The following is a 14,537-nucleotide window of genomic DNA, read 5'->3' as shown; positions in this document are numbered from 1 at the left end:
ACCCAGCGGCGCGGTGCCGACCGGGGCGGCACCGGAACGCCGTCCACCCCAACCGCACCCGCCACACCCGGGGGTGCCGGGATGTCGGCTGGCGGCGCGTCCACTGCCTCACCCACCTGCGCCCCCGCTTCCACGCCTTCCGGGACCACGCCTTCCGTCGCTTGGCCGCCGGCACGCTGCCGCGTCCGGCCCAGCGCTTCCGCCCGGTAATGGCGTTGCCCTGGTCCGGGCCCGGCTTCCGCTTCGACGCCTTCCACTGGAGCCAGTCGGGCCTGCCCTTCGACCCCTTCGACCGCTGCCGCTTCGAAACCTTGCGATCGCCGCCCGGCTTGCGGGTCCAGCCCTTCGGCCAGCTCTTGCGCCGCTGCTTCGACGTGCCGCCCTTCGGAGTCTTGGGCGTCTTCGGTTGCTTGTGGTCGGGCCGTTTCGGCGTCTTGCCGCGCTCGTCGGCGGCGCGGCGCTTCCGCCCTGTCGGCCGGTCCCTGCGCCGCTTCGGCTCGTCCCAGTCCTTCCGTGACGTCTTCCCGGCGCGGCGCGCCTTCGGGCCTGTCGGGCTGCCGCCGCGGCGCGGACCTTTGCGCGAGCCGGGGTCCTTGCCGGCCCCGTCGCCCCGCGTCCGGCTGCCCGGCCGGGAACCCTTCCCTCGGCCGCCGGGGTCGAGCAGAGGCGTACGCTTGCCGCCCTGCCTCGCCTTTGCCCCGTCCCGTGCGCCGGCAGCTTTCGCCTGGGCCCGGTCGGCGCTGGCGCGCGCCTCGTCGGCGAGGGCCGACCGGCGCCGGGCTCGATGCCACATGCCCTGCGCCGCGGCCACGCCCAGCGCGGTGACGAGGGCCATGCAGACGGCGAGGGTGTCGCGGGCGGTCGGGTTCTCGGGATCCTCCGGCTGCGGCGGGGTGAACAACCCCTCATCGTCCCCGTCGTCTCCGGCCTGCTCTGGCAGGCCGGGCATGGCGAACGCCGCGGCGGGCGGCCTCATGTCGTCCACAGACGGCAAGCCCGGCCACACACCCGAAGGCACACCGCCGCTGTCCTCTACGACGGACGCTCCGGCCATGACGGGGATCCGAGGGGACAGGTCGGGCGGCAACGGCGGCAACGGCACCGAAGAACTCTCCGAACGCGGCCGGAAACTCACCACGTTGGCGTCATCATCGGCCATGACCCGCCCCCCTCTTTTGTGTTGACGGACCGTGACCGTTACCTTCGCGCGCACGCGTCCGCGCGCGACCGCGTCCGTGCGTCCGCATAATGCGCGTGAGGCAGACGCAGCGAATGAAGATGAACATGAACATCACGCCCCGTGACGCTGGCAATAGTTGGAGAGCGTCAACGCCAGGTCGTTCCAGCCGGCGTCGTCGGCTTGGTCGCCGGCGACCGCGCGCGCCCGATCCCACCACGCCAACGCGATGACCTTCGAACTTGCCCCTTCCAGGGCGGCCAGCTTTCGTTCCCAGTGGCGGCGCTGGTTCTCCGCGCGCCGGGTGTCGGCGGGCGTGAACCGGGAGCAGAACGTTTGCAGCGTCGCCACCAGGTCGCTCCACCCGCCGTGGTCGCCGCGGCGGGCTTGGGCGGTGGCGGTCGCCCTTGCCTGGTCTGACCAGGCGAGAGCGACGCCTCTCGGTCCGAGTGCCGCGTTCTGCTCGCGCCGCTCTTCCCAGTGCCGCCGCCTGTTGCCGGCGGCGGACTGTACTCGGGTCGCCGGGTGGTTCACATCGTCTCCTCGTGGCTCACGCGGACTTGCCGCGCTGGATTGAACCCCAGAAGTCGTCGTCCTGCCGTTTCGCAGCGGGCGGCTTGCGCTGCTGGACGGCCGTCCGCTCGGGCGGAACACCGGCGTGCGGCAGTGCCGCCTGCTGCTGCCTGGCCTCCGCGACGGCCTGCCGCTTCTCCGGGATCTCGTGGCGGTGCTTGCGGTAGCGGGCCTCCAGCCGGAACGTCAACCGGGCCGCCTCTTCCAGGTGTTCCTGGATTTCAGCGAACGGGGACGTGACCCGGCCGTGCCGCCACCACGCCTCGAAGCTGGAGTAGCCGTCGGGCGGGTTCTCTTTCCACATCGCTTCGGCGTCCCGCCGGATCCGGGCCACCCACATGGCCGACTCCGACAGGTGCCGCCGCAGTTGATCGGTGAACGCCTGCACGGCTAGGGGCTGGTTCAGCCTGTCGCCGGACCACCGCTGATCGAAAGAGGAATCGGCCATCAGTTGCCCCCTCCCGGGACGTGTCCGTTCACCGATCCGGCCCCGGCCAGGACAGGCACCGAAGGGGCCCCGGCAGTCCGTCCGACGGCGTGGGCGGGCGGCTCCTCGTCGGCTCCGGTCTCCCGCTCACGCTCCACGTCGGCGATCACGTAGGACACCTGCCGCTCGCTGATCCCGTACTGATCCGCGAGCAGCTTCCGCTTCGGCTTGATCCCGTTGTCGAAGAGCATCCGCACGGTGATCGCAGCCCACGCCTTGCGCTCCTCCCGCTCCGCCTCCGGATCGGCCGGGACACCGTCAGCCGGGTGTCCCGGACCGTTCTGCGGACCGGCATGGACGGTGGCCGGGGCGGCGATCGTGCGCACCGCCCCGTCGAGCGCCGCAGGGAATAGGTGCCGGAAGACGTGCATCAAAATGTGCGACCCGAAAGCGATGCTGCCGACAAGCTGGCCGGCAATGAGACCGACCACCTCGCCGGGCAACTCCTTCACCAGGATCGCGTCCTCACCGTCTCCGACCATGACGAACGTGCCCATGCCGTGCAGATGGTTGACCACGTACGAGGTGATCGTGAACAGGACGACGACGGTCAGGCAGTACAGGCGCGGCCCGAATTTGTGCCTCAGCACCACGGCGCCGACCAGGGCCAAAACGATTAGCCCATCGGGGGCGAACGGGTACAAAAAGGCGCCGGTCGGGTCGAAGTGGGCGGCCCGCGCCGCATCCGACTGGGACGTCCACGACCCGCGGAACGCGACCGCGATGACGGCGGCGAGGAGGATCGCCAGGACGACGGCGGTGCGCCGGGCCACCGAGGTCTGGGACACCGTTGCGGGGGTGTCCCGAACTTCCGGCGCCGGCGGCTGCCGGGGCGTCTCGACGGCGGGCGCCAGCGGTTTGGGCGTGGTGTCGGCGTGGCGGAGTCGCGCCTTGAAGCGACTCCACCGGCTGGGCGTCGGGACGCCCTCGGCCGGGTGGTCGGCCGGCTCGCGCGGCGGCTCCACCGCGAGCGTCTCGTTCATCGGTATCGGTCTCCGTCTTCGTCGTCGATGTGCGCGGGGTCTGTCGTTCTGTGAGCCGTCCGGATCGGGTCCGGACGGCCGGACAGAGCGGCAGCGTCAGGAACCGTCGGGAGAGGGCTCGACAACGGCGGCGCCGGGCAGGAACACGCTGCCGACGTAGCCGTCCTCGGGACCGTCCGGGTCCGGGTCGCAGCGGTAGACCAGCCCGTGTATCGGCCGGCCCGGCTCCACAACGGCGGCCAGTTGGGCGCACAGGCCGGGCAGCATCGTGTCGGCCGTGTCGCAGGCGGCGTGCGGCTCGGCGTAGAACCGGACGCGCCCCAGCACCTCGTTGGATGCCAGCGCCCACGGCGGACAGTCCTGGCGAACCTCCACCAGGAACGCGTGCACCTCGGCGGGGCTCTCCTCCTGCGGGGACGGTGGTTCGCCCGCTACAGCGGCGGCTCGCTGGCGGCGGTTGAACCAGCGGCGCCGCCACTGCCACCAGCGGACCCGGTCGATCACCTCGGCGACGTTGCCGACCGCGTCGCACACCGTGTCGGCGTGCCCGTTGATCGCCTTGACGATCTCGCACTGGTCGTCGCTCACGCCCAGGCTGTGCTTGTGCACCGCCTCTACGAGCTCGGCCAGCCCGCCGCCGAGCGTGTCCTCGAGGGCGGACACGTGGTCGGCGAGAAGCTGGATGGCGGCGGGCGTCTTGGCCATCGCCTCCAGCGCGGCCGCGATCCGGTCCAGGTTGGCGTGAACCGCGAGCGTCGCGTGGGCGGTCGCTGCCTGGGAGGCGTACAGCACGCTGGCGGCGTGCCGCTCCATGATGATCGCAGGGAGGTCGTCGTCCAGGTACGGGTTGTAGAAGTGGTGGTCGTGAGCCGCGTACGCCAGCAGGTCGTTCGCCTGCTCGGCGCAGGCCTCGCGGTCGGCCTCGTCCGGCGTGGTGAACGGGTCGGCCGTCGTCATCGAGACTCCTCGCGGTGCTCGGCGCGCAGGGCGGCAAGTTCGGCGGCGACCGCGAGCAGCGCCTTGCCGACACCCGCGACCGCGTACGGCATCGCCTGGGAGGGCGTGTGCGCCGCATAGGAGACACTCCGGTCGAGCAGGACAGCGGCCTGCTCGGTAACCGTGGCGGCCCGCTCGGCGGCGGTCTGGTCGGTGATGGTCATCGGTGCTGTCCGATCTGCTGGGCGAGATGATCAGGGGTGTACCAGTGCGTACGGTTCGGGTCGTCACGCCAGCGCACAGCCGTCATGCCGAGCTCGAAGCTGTGGCCGACAACCTTGTACGGCCGGTTGGCCCGGTAGGAGAAGACGACGCCCACGGTCGGGGCGCCCAGCGTGACCAGCAGGCCGATGACGGGCAGCAGCGTGTCGAGGAGGTTCATGCGGTCACCTCGGCCAGCCAGCAGTCCAACTCCCGGTCGGCCAGGGGCATCTCGCCGCCGAGCGGCACCATCCGCAGGGCGGCGTCCACGAACGACTCCAACGGGGCGCGCTCGGTGTAGAACTCAACGCCGTCGGCGGTCAACGGCAGCGTGAACGTGATGTATCCGGAGTCGACGATGTGCGGTTCAACCCGTACCGCCCCCTCTCCAGACGGGTCTTCCAACCCGTCGATGAGCAGGGCCCGACTGAACGGGATGAGCACCGACACCATGTCGTCGCGGGAGTCCGGGTCGACGCGCAGCCCGTCGTTGGTGACCATGTCGATGTCCCACAGCGGGAGGATGATCTCGACGGCGAACGGGTCGTCGCGGCGGAAGGTGATGGTGGCGGCGTGCGGCTGGTCGCCGTGCCGGGCCGCGTTCCACAGGGTGAGCGGGCGGCTCAGGGTGGTCTTCACGGTGTCGCCTCCGCGAGAGCCTCGGTGGGGTGTGTGGCGTGGATGTCGGCGACGTCTCGGAACGCCTGCGCTGCGCCGTACTCCATGTCGTCGTCGTAGCGGTTGGCGCGGACGGTGAGGAAGTCGCGGTCGGCGCCGGCGGTGATGAGCGTCTGCGCGTACCGGTAGGCGGTCACGTACGTCATGACGTCACCGCCGCGATCGCGTTGGCGGGCGGGGTGACGCCGCGGCCGAGCAGCGCGGTGGTGAGCATGGCGAGCGCCCGCTGCTCCAACGCGTCGAGCGTGATCACCTCGACGACCTCGCTGGTGGCGACGTCGGCGCGCACGTCCTGGCCGGGGCTCCACGTGAGCCGCACCATCAGGGGCGGCACGACCATGTCGGCGGAGAAACAGGTGTCGTCGACGTGCTCGTCGAGGTCGCACCACGGCTGGTGCTGCCGCTCGGCCGGCCGCTGGCCCGGGATGCGAATGTCCGGGGTGTCATGCATCATGGGGATGTCCCTCTGTCGTTGGTCCGACTGGTGGGCATGCAGAAGCGGGCGACCCTGGTCTTGGCGGATGGGGGTCGCCCTCGGCATGTCCGGGGTGGTCGCGCGCATCAGACCGCGACCTCGTCCGGTTCGGCGCCCCACTTCGGCGCGGCGAGCAGCGCCTCCACGAACGCGCGCGGAACCTGCTTCTTGCTGCGCACAGGGACGTGGGGAAACTCGCCCGTCTCGACTGCGCGCCGGACTGTGATGGCTGAGACGCCGAGAATTTCGGCCACTTCGGGGATGGGGAGAGCCCGCCGACGATCCGTCCGACCGCTCTCAGCGCTCTTGTCGCTCACTGCCGCTCCCAACGGTTCCTGAGGCTCTCGGCGCTCCAACCGTACTGCCAAAATAATATGGCGACAAGGTTCCTCGGTGGTTGAGGTGCACTATCGTTGATCGACAGCCTTACTGCCGTGCCAGTAAGGTGATGGAGCAGGAGGAGTCGACCACCGGAGTGGCACTATGAATGCGGCGCGCTGGATCAGCACCTCTGCGCCCTACGTCCGGCCCAGGCATCGGGGAGAACCCGAGGCATGGGCGGAGGAGGCCGCTCAACATGGCCGCGTGGGCACAAACCAAGTCCGCGAGGTCGCGGAGATAACGCCGCCCGCCGACGTCGCCAACGATCTACACGTGAACCCCGGCGAAACAGTGATCGTCCGACGCCGGCTGGTGCTCCTCGACGGTGAGCCGATCGAACTCGCTGACTCCTACTTCCCTGCCTTCATCGCTCGGGGGACAGCGCTGGCAGACCAAGGGAAAATTCGAGGTGGCGCCGTCACCCTTCTCGCCGAACTCGGCTACACGACAGCCAGCATGCTGGAGAGAATCTCAGCGCGACCATCAACCGCGGATGAGCGTGATCTCCTCAACCTCAACGTCACGGACTGGGTTCTCATCCTGAGGCGTGTAACACGCACCGCGGACGGAACCCCCTTCGAATGCTCCGTGATGACCATGGTGGCGGATGGCCGCGAACTCCAATACGAACTACACGGGGAAGGCTGACCTTGCCGCGACGGATTGATAGCCGACCCCGCCACCAGCAAGTAGCCGCAGACTTGCGCGCCCAGATCATGGCCGGGCTCCTACGGGCAGACGAACAACTGCCCTCAACCCCGCAGATCGCCGAACGGTACGAGTGCGCCACCGCAACCGTGCAGGGGGCAATCAAACTCCTCAAGGACGAAGGGTTCATCGAGGGGCGCCCCGGCAAGGGCGTCTTCGTCCGCCACCGGCAACTCTTCGTCGTGACAGCCACCGCATACAAGACGCCGTCACCAGGCGGCTACAGCTACGACCTCCTGCACGTGAAGGAGGTGCAACCGCCCGTTGACATCGCACATGCGCTCGGCCTCGAAGAGAACGAAAAGGCCGTCGAACGGCATCGGGTGTTGCGGCACGCCAGCGACCCCATCGAACTGTCGTGGTCGTACTACCCGCTGAGGATCGCCGCCGGAACGCCGCTGGCCGGACGCGGAAAGATCAAAGGCGGCGCGCCGCGGGTACTCGCCGACCTCGGATTCCCGGAACGACGACTTGAAGACCGCGTTTCGGTCCGCCAGCCACGGACGGAAGAAATCGAGAGCCTAGATCTCCCCGCCGAGGTGCCGGTGATCCGGCAATTCCGCGTGATCTACAGCGACGACAACATGCCAGTCGAGGTGTCGATCCTCGTCAAGGGCGGCCATCTCTTCGAGGTGCTCTACCAGCAGGACGCGGAGTCATAGCGCCCTTCCGAGCCGCTGCAACCTGCCGCAATATCTGACGGGCCACTTGCTCTGCTTCGTCGATCGTCAGAATGTCGTCTTCGACCCCGCGGGGCGCCAGCACGATATGACTGTCCGAACCTTCGAAGCGCCGAAGACCGACATAGCCCGGCATGCCGCTCTCCGCGCAGTACGTTGGCAAATCCTCACCACAACATTGGGCGATGCCATCGTCGGCGTAGACGTCTTGGACGCACCACGGCGCGCATCGGCGGCCGGTGTCCGTCTCGTCGGCGTACTGGTAAGCCTGGGCATGCGCCATAGCCAAACGATCCGACCATGCGTACCGGCTGACTAGGAGAATCGCGGCACTGTCCCCCAGGTGTCACCCGCGCGGCACAGCCCCGGCCGAAAGCGATCGGGTAGAACACGACCGGAGTCCCCGACCTGAGAAGGCGCGACATGGCCGACAAACCATCGTGGGCACGACGCATCCGAGCCGAACGCGAAGCGCGCGGCTGGACCCAAGACCAGGCCGCACAAGCGCTCGCGGCCCACTCGACGACGCCACTCCCCGACCTGGCATCCCTCAAGAGGAACTGGAAACGATGGGAAGCCGGGGTGCGCCCCGACAGCTTCTACCAGCCGATCATCGCCGCCACCTTCGGCACCGTCACCGCCGCCATGTTCCCGCTCACCAGCAGCAGCACGCGGCACGCCGCCGACCTCGGCACGCCGGAAATCCTCGAGCGGCTACGCGCCTCCACCGTGGACGCCGCCACCATCGAAGGGCTGCAGTGGACGGTCGAGCAGCTCTGCTGCGACTACCCCCACCTCGCGTCCGACCAGCTCCTGGCCGAAGGGCGCCGCTGGCTTACCCGGATCACTATGCTCTTCGACCACCGGCTGTCCTTGTCGCAGCACCGCGAGATCCTCACGCTTGCCGGCTGGCTCGCGCTCCTTATTGGATGCGTCGAAGCGGACATCGGCAACGAGCGCGGAGCCGAAGCGACACGCCGCGCCGCGCTCTCCCTCGGACACGAGGCGGAGAACGGCGCCATCCAAGCATGGGCGCACGAAATGAGCGCATGGTTCGCCCTCACCCGCGGCGACTACCAGGAAGTCATCGCCGCCTCTGATCGTGGACTCGCAGTCGCCGGCGGGCTCGCCGTCGGCGTCCAGCTGGAAGCACAGAAGGCGAAAGCCTGGGCCCGCATAGGGGACAGGCGGCAGGTCGAAGTCGCGCTCGACCGCGGCCGAACGATCCTGGAGCACCTGCCTCAGCCGGACAACCTCGACAATCACTTCACGATCGACCCGCTCAAGTTCGACTTCTACACGATGGACTCGTATCGGATCCTCGGCGAGAACGAGCGAGCCGAACTCTACGCGGATGAGGTCATCCGGGCGCACACGGCCAGCGACGGCACCGAACTCGCCCCCATGCGCATCTCTGAGGCGCGACTCACGCTCGGCGTGGTTGCGGCCCGCCGCGGCGATGTAGAGCAGGCCATCAGCTACGGCCGGCAGTCGTTGCAGCACGAACGCAAATCCGTCCCGCACCTGATCATGTCGTCGCGCGAACTGATCGACCAGGTTGGAGACGAGCACCGCCGCAGCCCCGAGGTCCGCACCTACCTCGACGAACTGCGCGACCTGGTCACCTCCTACCAGGCGCAGAGCGAGTAGCCTCCCGGGGAGCCCCAGGTGAAAACACCGTTCGCCGCCTGCATGATTGCCGCACTCCTGGCCACGCCCACCGGGTGCGACGAGAGCCCCACCGGGGAGCAAGGACGCGTCCCCGATCCGACCTGCTTCATGGAGGTGCTGCACGACGGCGTCAGCGTCTCCCCGGCCGGGATCGGCGCCACCCTCCGGTACTGGTGCGATACGCCGCCGGTCCGGCAGAGAACCTCGCTACGGTTACAACTGCGCGACACCAACGGCCGATGGGTGACCATGGATCAGCAGGACGACCGGCAAGTCCCCACATCGGCGAAGCGGACGCTGACCGCTGCAGCGCCGTGCTTTCCCGGTTTGTGGCGGGCGCGCGGCACCGCGGTTGGCGCGCTCCGGGCCAGCGATGGCAGGGTGAAGGAGTACGAGCCGGCGCAGAAGGATAGTCCGGAGAGGGTGGTGACCGCCGATGACTGCGACGCCGGCTGAGCCGCGCGGGCGTCGGGCCGCGTTGGTTGAGCTCTTGGATACGCTCCGGATGGCAGCGACCGGCCGGCCGCGCCGCGGCGTTCTCGGCTACGCATCCGCCGGCCGTACCAGGCGAGCCCGGTACGCGGCACGGTGGCAGGCCCTGCCCCGGGCGCTGGCCCGCGTCGTACGGCCCGCCCCCGCGAAGGAGGCGCCTCCAATGGCCCATTGGGTGCTGGCACGGGAAGCCGGCGGATGGGCTGTGCGGCGCGCCGGTGACGGCGGACCGCCCGCCTACTTCACCACCGACATCCCGATGGATGACCAGAACGCGGCATTCGACTGGGCCGGGGACGTGACACCCGAAGTTGACCGGAAGCGGATCTCATACGGCGCCCCTTCGCTGGCCTGAGGCGACGGGATCTTCCTGGGAGTCGTCCAGTCAGTCGTCGAAGAGCTGCTCGACAGTGGCGTTCTTGACTCGGTCGTAACTGTCCATGATCAGGTACCAGTAGTCGTCGTAGGGCACCTGCAAGACGATGGGGCTGTAGTCGTAGAAGCCGCCGTGGTACTCGTACGCCTCATCGTCGAGGTAGGCCTGGTACTCCTCGCTGTCCATGAGGCAGACACGGGCGGTCGAGCCGTCCCAGTCCACCTCAAAGTCGGCGCCGGCTCCGGTTTCTCCGAGGTCCCAGCAGAGATGCCTCACACATCATTAGTAGCTGGTCACGCCTTGGGCGGGAAGCCCGGCCCGGCGCCGCCATGTCTCTGGACGGTCACATGGAGCTACCGAGCGAGGATCGGCAGGAATTCTACGACTGGCTGCGCTCGCACGCTTCGGCGAGCCGGTTCATGGCGGAGGCCAGCGCGAGGATGGCGAACACCGTCGCACGGTCCGGCTTGCTGTCGACCATCTCGTAGGCGCTCTCCGCGTATTCGCCCGCAGGCTTCAAGTAGCTCACTGCTGTCTCCGATCACCGAGGATCAATGTCGGCGACGGTCATAACCGAATCGACTGGTCGCCAATCAGACCGAATGGCTACACCGAGCACGTCAACCCATAACGCGCCCCATGCGTCTCCTCCTTCACCATCACAAACGGGAGGACCTGCATGGGTTATCGACCTACGTCGAAACTGGAGTGGGCGGGGCTCTGGTCGCTGTTCATCCTGCCTGCCATCAACGGTTGCGTCGTCTGGGCCAAGCAGCCCCAGTACCCGGTCGAATTCGCCTACATGTCGTGGATGTTCGCCGCCGCATTCGCGATCATCCTGATGTACGTCTACCACCACCGATCGTCCGACGATGAAGGCGACCGCGACGGAGGGACGTGACGGTGGACAGTGGGCCAGGATCCCGGTTCGACCGGGTGACGAAGTGGATGCTGTTCATCCTGCCGACGCTGTGCGGGTTCCTGATGTGGCGGATCCGCGACCACGACCCGTACATGCCGATCCTGGCGGTGTCGGCGTGGGGCTGCGGCACCCTCTACGCCCTGCTGATCGTCTTCGACCACTATCGGCGGCCACCAGGCGGCCGGTGAACCTGGAGCCGCGACACATGGTCGCGCCGAAGTCAAGACGGGCACCCATCAGATAACCCGCTGTAACCTCCGTTAACGCTAACGAGCTAACCTCACGGCTACAACGCGGATACTTTTCGCATCGATTCACGCTTGTGAACGTGCAGGTCACAGGCGGTGTGGAAATTTAGGGCCCTCCACAAGCCCAAAATGGAAATTCTGTGATCTTACAGAGTGTGATCGACGCTGGACAAAGGTTGACGCCCGCGCTTACTCTCGCCAAGCGCTGGAAGCCGGGGGGGTACCGCGCGAAACGGCACTTCCAGGGGGGCGGCGTGGGCAGCGGCGACATCCAGATCCGGCGGATGGTCGGCGCCCGGCTGCAGCAGATGCGCCTCACCGCCAACCTCACCCAAGACGCCGTCGCCCGCGCCATCGGCAAATCGGTTCCCGCGATCAGCCGACTAGAGCACGGCGTTACACACCTTCGACGCCCTACCCTGACCGCCCTGCTCACCCTGTACGGCGTCACCGACCCCGCCCAACGCGAAGTGCTCATCTCCGTAGCCGTCGGCGAACGCTCCCCCGCCTGGTGGGACGACCAGGACGTGCCCCTCGAACACACCGTGCTGTGGGCGCACGAACAGGCCGCCGACCTGATCCGCACCTACGACCCGCTCCAACTGCCCGACCTGCTGCAAGCCGAGGAGTACGCGCGCGCCGCCCAGCTGGCCCGCCACCACCCGGCCCCCCTGTCGGACGCGACCGAGACCGCGGTGAAGAACGTGCTGCGCCGGCAGCAAGCACGGATCGCGCGCCTGTGGGCCGTCATCGACGAACCCGTCCTGTGGCGGCCGATCGCCGGCGACGTCGCCATGCACCTGCGGCAGCTCGACGCGCTCATCGCCGCCACCGGAGCCCGCGACATCACCGTGCAGATCCTGCCGGGCGATTCGCCGCTCGTGCCCTGCAGCGCGCCGTTCACGATTTTCCGGGCGCCGGGGAAACCGCAGATCCTCGCGATCCGCCACTACACCAACGACATCACCGACCTGGTCGCCGTGGAACGTTACGGCCTGCTCTGGGACCAGTTCATCGGTGTCGCCCGCGGCCGAGCCGACACCCCGCACATTCTCGCCCGCATCCGCCGCAAACTAGGAGAACATCGGTGACCAAGACGTTCGACGCTTCGATGCCATCAGCCTCACGCATCTACGACTACCTGCTCGGCGGGACGGACAACTACGAGTGCGACCGGCAGGCCGGTGAAGCGTTCGTGACAGCGCTCCCGAACGCGCGGAACAGCGCGCGCGCGACCAGAGGGTTCGCGTTGCGGGCCGCCCGGTACCTGGCCGAGCAGGGCTTCGACCAGATCCTTGACGTCGGCGCCGGTATCCCCACCACGCCGAACGTCCACCAGATCGTGCACGAGGTACGCCCGGGCGCCCGCGTGGTGTACGTGGACAACGACCCGGTCGCGATCGCCAAGGGCCAAGCGCTGCGCGACGAGGACGGCGTGATCACCGTCGAGGGGGATTTGCGCGCCCCGGCCAGTTTCCTGAACAACCCGGGGGTGCGCGACATGATCGACTTCAGCAGGCCGGTGGGCGTGCTGACCGTGGCCGTCTGGCATTTCGTCGGGGACGAACACCTGGCGCCGGCGCCGGCCGAGCTGCGCGCCGCCCTCGCGCCCGGCTCCTATCTGGCTCTGTCGCACGCGTGCACCGAAAACCTGACGCCCGCCCAGATCCGGGCCGGGGAGGCGCTGTACAAGCGGACCACGAACCCGGTGAAGGCCCGCAGCCGCGAGCAGATCGAGGCGCTGCTGGACGGTTTCGCCCTCGTGGAGCCGGGCCTGGTGCCGCTGCACGAGTGGCGGCCTCGCGACGGTGACCCGTACCCGGAGGAGTCGCCGGAGGCGTTCGCCGGCGTCGGAATCCTCCGATCGCCGTGACGGGTCGCGGCCGGGGTGGGACCGTTAAAGGTGTTGCGGACCGTGCGCGGCGCTGTGGGGGCGGCCACGCGATTGGCGAACCATCCGGCCCGCCCCGGCATGCCACCGGCGAGACACTGCACGTCAGACTGCGCCTGCACGCGCGCGTTCGAGCGAACGTTTGCGTCGACAGGCTACATGTCACGATTCCGAAACATCACAGTAAGCGTCTTGCCGTATGCACCAAGTGAGCGAATTGTGTCTGTGGGGGCGAGGGGTCCAATGCGAGCATGGCTCGCAACATCTGCACTGCGCGGGCCCAGGCGCAGCCAAACCAGGGGGTGACAACGATCAACGACGGAGTTGACCAAAACCCAGCCAGCACCACCCGCACGGATCGATACGACGCAGCCGCCGACGCTCTCCTCGGCGACGAGGCCAACGAACTCCACGACTTCACCGACGCCGAAATCCGGGACCCCGAGTTCTGCCGCCGCCGCTTCCGCATCATGGCCGACGAACTCAAGGCGGCCAACCGGTTCGTCCGCAGCATGGCCCACACCATCCGCGCCTACGAGACGATGCTCAGCGAGCTCGGACCCCCGCCCGAAGTCCGGCACGCCATGACCGTCCGCACCGGCAGCATGCACGGGGTGCCCGTCACCGTCAACGGGCAAGACGTGGTCGTCGTCGCGCCACCCGACGGATTCGACGACCCCGACCGCACCTACCGGCGGATCGTCCAGCACTACGGGCGTGGAGATGACCGGTGAGCCGGCACCGCCGCGGCGTACCCGAGTACGAGATCCGCGAAGTGTCGAACGCCATCGCCCCAGCCGTCGCCCGCCGCCAAGACAACGGCAAAGTCGTCGTCGAAGTCGACGAGCGGCTGCACGGCCGGGAACGTTCCGAAGCGATCAACACCGCCCTGGAACTGTTCCGCCGCGGCGAACGCGCCCTCTTACCGGTGCCGCTGCTCGCCCTGATGATGGACGCGGGCGCCCGCGCCATGCGGGAACACCAGAAGGCCGCGGCCGCAGTCGCCAGCGCCACCACAGCGGCCGCCGTCGGCATGGCAACCCTCACCACCTCCGGGATCGGCCGGCCCGCCGAGCCGCCCCCGCGGGCGGCGATCACAGCGGTTCGGACGAACATCATCGCCCAGGATCCCCTGCCGTCCACGGCCACGCCGCCGACCCCGACCCGCACCCGCGACGCCGACCGCGGCGGGACGCCGCCGCGCGACGACCGCGCCGAGCCGGCCGACGCCGGCCCGCCCGAACACCCGCCGCAGGCCACCGCCCAACCTCGACGGCCAACCCCGGAACCGTCACCGTCCCGCAGCAGGCCGCGCCCCACCGAAGCGGAAGCTGCCGCCGAAGCGAGCACGAAGCAGGTGGACGTCGAGGAGACCCGCCACCGGGAACCCTCGGAGCGGGAATCACGTCCGGCAGGCGCCGCCGAAGAGCCGGATCCGCCTACAGTGGATCTGCCCGACGTGCCTGATCCGCCAACCCCCGACCCGCAGCCGCGCCCCGAACCCGAACCGGAGCCCTCGGCGGCCGGGTGCGGCGGAATCGGCGTCCAGGTGGACGTCGGCGACCTGCCCGGCATCGACGTCTGCCTCCTCGGCTAAG

At 68.8% G+C, this 14,537-nt stretch carries 23 protein-coding genes; 11 read left to right on the top strand and 12 right to left on the bottom strand.

Going from position 1 to position 14,537, the window contains the following annotated elements:
• Nucleotides 1–1,291 precede the first annotated feature (1,291 nt).
• The 10 genes from ACBJ59_RS10445 to ACBJ59_RS10400 form a co-directional block, all read right to left on the bottom strand.
• Nucleotides 1,292–1,528 (bottom strand): hypothetical protein, encoded by a 237-nt coding sequence (locus ACBJ59_RS10445; RefSeq protein ID WP_375109945.1) that lies wholly within the window; start codon nucleotides 1,526–1,528, stop codon nucleotides 1,292–1,294.
• A gap of 199 nt (nucleotides 1,529–1,727) precedes the next feature.
• A complete protein-coding gene (locus ACBJ59_RS10440; protein ID WP_375109944.1) occupies nucleotides 1,728–2,198 on the bottom strand; it encodes a hypothetical protein in 471 nt (156 codons plus the stop codon).
• On the bottom strand, nucleotides 2,198–3,220 hold the full coding sequence (locus tag ACBJ59_RS10435; RefSeq protein WP_375109943.1) for a DUF2637 domain-containing protein: 1,023 nt from the start codon (nucleotides 3,218–3,220) through the stop codon (nucleotides 2,198–2,200). Before ACBJ59_RS10435 ends, ACBJ59_RS10440 begins: the two co-directional genes overlap by 1 nt.
• A 96-nt stretch (nucleotides 3,221–3,316) precedes the next feature.
• Nucleotides 3,317–4,177 carry a hypothetical protein gene (locus ACBJ59_RS10430; protein ID WP_375109942.1) on the bottom strand — a complete coding sequence of 287 codons (861 nt, stop codon included), beginning with the start codon at nucleotides 4,175–4,177 and terminating at the stop codon, nucleotides 3,317–3,319.
• Entirely contained in the window at nucleotides 4,174–4,380 is a 207-nt protein-coding gene (locus ACBJ59_RS10425; protein WP_375109941.1) for a hypothetical protein, read from the bottom strand. The genes ACBJ59_RS10430 and ACBJ59_RS10425 overlap by 4 nt, the downstream gene beginning before the upstream one ends.
• On the bottom strand, nucleotides 4,377–4,598 hold the full coding sequence (locus ACBJ59_RS10420) for a hypothetical protein (protein ID WP_375109940.1): 222 nt from the start codon (nucleotides 4,596–4,598) through the stop codon (nucleotides 4,377–4,379). The genes ACBJ59_RS10425 and ACBJ59_RS10420 overlap by 4 nt, the downstream gene beginning before the upstream one ends.
• On the bottom strand, nucleotides 4,595–5,056 hold the full coding sequence (locus tag ACBJ59_RS10415) for an SsgA family sporulation/cell division regulator (RefSeq protein WP_375109939.1): 462 nt from the start codon (nucleotides 5,054–5,056) through the stop codon (nucleotides 4,595–4,597). Before ACBJ59_RS10415 ends, ACBJ59_RS10420 begins: the two co-directional genes overlap by 4 nt.
• Nucleotides 5,053–5,241, bottom strand: a complete 189-nt coding sequence (locus tag ACBJ59_RS10410; RefSeq protein WP_375109938.1) for a hypothetical protein — start codon at nucleotides 5,239–5,241, stop codon at nucleotides 5,053–5,055. The genes ACBJ59_RS10415 and ACBJ59_RS10410 overlap by 4 nt, the downstream gene beginning before the upstream one ends.
• Entirely contained in the window at nucleotides 5,238–5,549 is a 312-nt protein-coding gene (locus ACBJ59_RS10405) for a hypothetical protein (RefSeq protein WP_375109937.1), read from the bottom strand. Before ACBJ59_RS10405 ends, ACBJ59_RS10410 begins: the two co-directional genes overlap by 4 nt.
• Before the next feature lie 107 nt (nucleotides 5,550–5,656).
• The gene (locus ACBJ59_RS10400; protein WP_375109936.1) at nucleotides 5,657–5,887 is read right to left on the bottom strand and encodes a helix-turn-helix domain-containing protein; all 231 of its coding nucleotides are present in this window, start codon (nucleotides 5,885–5,887) and stop codon (nucleotides 5,657–5,659) included.
• 268 nt (nucleotides 5,888–6,155) lie between these two features.
• On the opposite strand from ACBJ59_RS10400, the gene ACBJ59_RS10395 reads away from it, so the two are divergent.
• The 5 genes from ACBJ59_RS10395 (at nucleotide 6,156) to ACBJ59_RS10375 (ending at nucleotide 9,857) form a co-directional block, all read left to right on the top strand.
• Entirely contained in the window at nucleotides 6,156–6,599 is a 444-nt protein-coding gene (locus ACBJ59_RS10395; RefSeq protein WP_375109935.1) for a UTRA domain-containing protein, read from the top strand.
• Nucleotides 6,533–7,321, top strand: coding sequence for a GntR family transcriptional regulator (locus ACBJ59_RS10390; RefSeq protein WP_375109934.1), 789 nt, complete (start codon nucleotides 6,533–6,535; stop codon nucleotides 7,319–7,321). Before ACBJ59_RS10395 ends, ACBJ59_RS10390 begins: the two co-directional genes overlap by 67 nt.
• A gap of 441 nt (nucleotides 7,322–7,762) precedes the next feature.
• A complete protein-coding gene (locus tag ACBJ59_RS10385; protein WP_375109933.1) occupies nucleotides 7,763–8,989 on the top strand; it encodes an XRE family transcriptional regulator in 1,227 nt (408 codons plus the stop codon).
• Between the two features lie 18 nt (nucleotides 8,990–9,007).
• Nucleotides 9,008–9,466 (top strand): hypothetical protein, encoded by a 459-nt coding sequence (locus ACBJ59_RS10380; protein WP_375109932.1) that lies wholly within the window; start codon nucleotides 9,008–9,010, stop codon nucleotides 9,464–9,466.
• Between the two features lie 199 nt (nucleotides 9,467–9,665).
• Nucleotides 9,666–9,857: a hypothetical protein gene (locus ACBJ59_RS10375; RefSeq protein ID WP_375109931.1), complete on the top strand. Its 192-nt coding sequence runs from the start codon at nucleotides 9,666–9,668 to the stop codon at nucleotides 9,855–9,857.
• 30 nt (nucleotides 9,858–9,887) lie between these two features.
• Here the strand turns inward: ACBJ59_RS10375 and ACBJ59_RS10370 are convergent, their stop codons facing one another.
• Together ACBJ59_RS10370 and ACBJ59_RS10365 are read right to left on the bottom strand one after the other, a co-directional pair.
• Nucleotides 9,888–10,154, bottom strand: a complete 267-nt coding sequence (locus ACBJ59_RS10370; protein ID WP_375109930.1) for a DUF1883 domain-containing protein — start codon at nucleotides 10,152–10,154, stop codon at nucleotides 9,888–9,890.
• Nucleotides 10,155–10,257: 103 nt separating this feature from the next.
• Entirely contained in the window at nucleotides 10,258–10,407 is a 150-nt protein-coding gene (locus ACBJ59_RS10365) for a hypothetical protein (RefSeq protein ID WP_375109929.1), read from the bottom strand.
• 150 nt (nucleotides 10,408–10,557) lie between these two features.
• Here ACBJ59_RS10365 and ACBJ59_RS10360 point away from each other — a divergent pair, with 150 nt between their 5' ends.
• The 6 genes from ACBJ59_RS10360 to ACBJ59_RS10335 all read left to right on the top strand — a co-directional run bounded on the left by ACBJ59_RS10360 (nucleotide 10,558) and on the right by ACBJ59_RS10335 (nucleotide 14,536).
• A complete protein-coding gene (locus tag ACBJ59_RS10360; protein WP_375109928.1) occupies nucleotides 10,558–10,779 on the top strand; it encodes a hypothetical protein in 222 nt (73 codons plus the stop codon).
• The gene (locus tag ACBJ59_RS10355; RefSeq protein WP_375109927.1) at nucleotides 10,776–10,988 is read left to right on the top strand and encodes a hypothetical protein; all 213 of its coding nucleotides are present in this window, start codon (nucleotides 10,776–10,778) and stop codon (nucleotides 10,986–10,988) included. The genes ACBJ59_RS10360 and ACBJ59_RS10355 overlap by 4 nt, the downstream gene beginning before the upstream one ends.
• Before the next feature lie 314 nt (nucleotides 10,989–11,302).
• On the top strand, nucleotides 11,303–12,139 hold the full coding sequence (locus tag ACBJ59_RS10350) for a helix-turn-helix domain-containing protein (protein WP_375109926.1): 837 nt from the start codon (nucleotides 11,303–11,305) through the stop codon (nucleotides 12,137–12,139).
• On the top strand, nucleotides 12,136–12,921 hold the full coding sequence (locus ACBJ59_RS10345) for an SAM-dependent methyltransferase (protein WP_375109925.1): 786 nt from the start codon (nucleotides 12,136–12,138) through the stop codon (nucleotides 12,919–12,921). The genes ACBJ59_RS10350 and ACBJ59_RS10345 overlap by 4 nt, the downstream gene beginning before the upstream one ends.
• A 269-nt stretch (nucleotides 12,922–13,190) precedes the next feature.
• Nucleotides 13,191–13,673 carry a hypothetical protein gene (locus ACBJ59_RS10340; RefSeq protein WP_375109924.1) on the top strand — a complete coding sequence of 161 codons (483 nt, stop codon included), beginning with the start codon at nucleotides 13,191–13,193 and terminating at the stop codon, nucleotides 13,671–13,673.
• Complete coding sequence (locus tag ACBJ59_RS10335; protein ID WP_375109923.1) at nucleotides 13,670–14,536, top strand: hypothetical protein; 867 nt, start codon at nucleotides 13,670–13,672, stop codon at nucleotides 14,534–14,536. Before ACBJ59_RS10340 ends, ACBJ59_RS10335 begins: the two co-directional genes overlap by 4 nt.
• The last annotated feature ends 1 nt before the right edge of the window (nucleotide 14,537 follow it).

This window comes from Nonomuraea sp. MTCD27 (genome assembly GCF_041950495.1).
GTDB lineage: Bacteria > Actinomycetota > Actinomycetes > Streptosporangiales > Streptosporangiaceae > Nonomuraea.
Note: the sequence above shows the minus strand (reverse complement) of the source record. Positions and strands in the feature narration are given on the sequence as shown.

Excerpts from the sequence above, each read along its gene's own strand:
- ACBJ59_RS10440 (WP_375109944.1), bottom strand. The coding sequence starts at position 2,198 with ATGGCCGATTCCTCTTTCGATCAGCGGTGGTCCGGCGACAGGCTGAAC.
- ACBJ59_RS10435 (WP_375109943.1), bottom strand. The coding sequence starts at position 3,220 with ATGAACGAGACGCTCGCGGTGGAGCCGCCGCGCGAGCCGGCCGACCAC.
- ACBJ59_RS10430 (WP_375109942.1), bottom strand. The coding sequence starts at position 4,177 with ATGACGACGGCCGACCCGTTCACCACGCCGGACGAGGCCGACCGCGAG.
- ACBJ59_RS10425 (WP_375109941.1), bottom strand. The coding sequence starts at position 4,380 with ATGACCATCACCGACCAGACCGCCGCCGAGCGGGCCGCCACGGTTACC.
- ACBJ59_RS10420 (WP_375109940.1), bottom strand. The coding sequence starts at position 4,598 with ATGAACCTCCTCGACACGCTGCTGCCCGTCATCGGCCTGCTGGTCACG.
- ACBJ59_RS10410 (WP_375109938.1), bottom strand. The coding sequence starts at position 5,241 with ATGACGTACGTGACCGCCTACCGGTACGCGCAGACGCTCATCACCGCC.
- ACBJ59_RS10405 (WP_375109937.1), bottom strand. The coding sequence starts at position 5,549 with ATGATGCATGACACCCCGGACATTCGCATCCCGGGCCAGCGGCCGGCC.
- ACBJ59_RS10390 (WP_375109934.1), top strand. The coding sequence starts at position 6,533 with ATGCTCCGTGATGACCATGGTGGCGGATGGCCGCGAACTCCAATACGA.
- ACBJ59_RS10385 (WP_375109933.1), top strand. The coding sequence starts at position 7,763 with ATGGCCGACAAACCATCGTGGGCACGACGCATCCGAGCCGAACGCGAA.
- ACBJ59_RS10375 (WP_375109931.1), top strand. The coding sequence starts at position 9,666 with ATGGCCCATTGGGTGCTGGCACGGGAAGCCGGCGGATGGGCTGTGCGG.
- ACBJ59_RS10360 (WP_375109928.1), top strand. The coding sequence starts at position 10,558 with ATGGGTTATCGACCTACGTCGAAACTGGAGTGGGCGGGGCTCTGGTCG.
- ACBJ59_RS10340 (WP_375109924.1), top strand. The coding sequence starts at position 13,191 with ATGGCTCGCAACATCTGCACTGCGCGGGCCCAGGCGCAGCCAAACCAG.